1 pseudogene is annotated in these 1130 nt (G+C 76.0%); it reads left to right on the top strand.

Annotated features, from left to right (window positions below):
- A pseudogene (locus tag AB0H87_RS41985) lies at positions 1-1130 on the top strand (hypothetical protein); the annotation flags it as partial.

The following is a 1130-nucleotide window of genomic DNA, read 5'->3' as shown; positions in this document are numbered from 1 at the left end:
AGCTACCGCCAGCTGCGGCCGGAATGCCGGACGCTGTTCGACCGGCTCGGTGTCTTCGCCGGCGGCTTCGACCTCGACGCGGTCGAGGCGGTGGCCACGCCCGGCGCCGACCCGGTGACCGCGCTCGAGGCCGTGCTCGAGGCCGCCCTCGTCCGGCGGGACGACACGACGGGTGGCCAGCCCCGGTTCTCGATGCTGGAGACGATCCGGCACTACGCCCTGACCCGGCTGCGGGACAGCGGCCAGTGGCACGGTGTGCACGCCGCGCACGCCGCCTACTACGGATCCCTGGCCGAGCAGGCGGAGCTGGAGCTCAACCGCGCGGGAACCGGTGCCGTCTGGCTCGACCGGTTGCAGCTCGAGCACGACAACCTCAACGCCGCGCTCGACTGGTTCCACGAGCAGGACGATGCCCCGGCGGCGCTGCGGGCGATGTGGGCGACCTGGACGTTCTGGTGGCGCCGCGGGCACTTCGACGAGGCCCGCCGGCACGTGGCCGCGATCCTCGACCGCGGTGGCCGGCTGAGCCCGGCGGAACAGGGCCGGGCACTCCTGACCGCGGGTGGCGCCGAGTACATGTCTGGCCAGTTCGAGGCCGCGCGGGCGCTGCTGGAACGGGGCCTGCCGCTGCTGCGGGCGGCCGGCGACCCGGGCTCGCTGGCACTCGCGCTCTGCACGCTCGCCCAGTTCGCCGCGCGGCGCGGCGAACGGGACCTGGCGGAGTCCCAGCTGGCCGAGGCCACGGAGCTGATCAGCGGGCCGACCGCCGCCTGGCAGGCCAGCCTCGTCTACAGCCGGGTCGCGCTGGTGGCCGTCGAGGACGGCCGGTACGCGGACGCGCGGCCCGAACTGCGGATCGCGCTCGAGGTGTCCGCCGCGGCGGAGGAGCAGCTCGCCGCGGTCGTGGCGCACTACACCTGGGCGCTGGCCGCGGAAGGGCTCGACGAGCACGGCGAGGCCCGCGAGCACCTGGTCGACGGTCTCGCGCTGGCCGCCACGGCCGGGGACGAGGCCGTGGCCAGCGCCTTCCTCGCCGCCATCGCCGACCTGGACGGCCGCGGCGGCGACCTGGAACGCGCCGTGCGGTTGGACGCCGCGGCCCGGATCCGGCGGACGCCGTCCGGCGAGGC

This window comes from Asanoa sp. NPDC050611, assembly GCF_040654855.1.
GTDB lineage: Bacteria > Actinomycetota > Actinomycetes > Mycobacteriales > Micromonosporaceae > Asanoa.
This window is presented reverse-complemented; position numbering and strand designations above follow the sequence as displayed.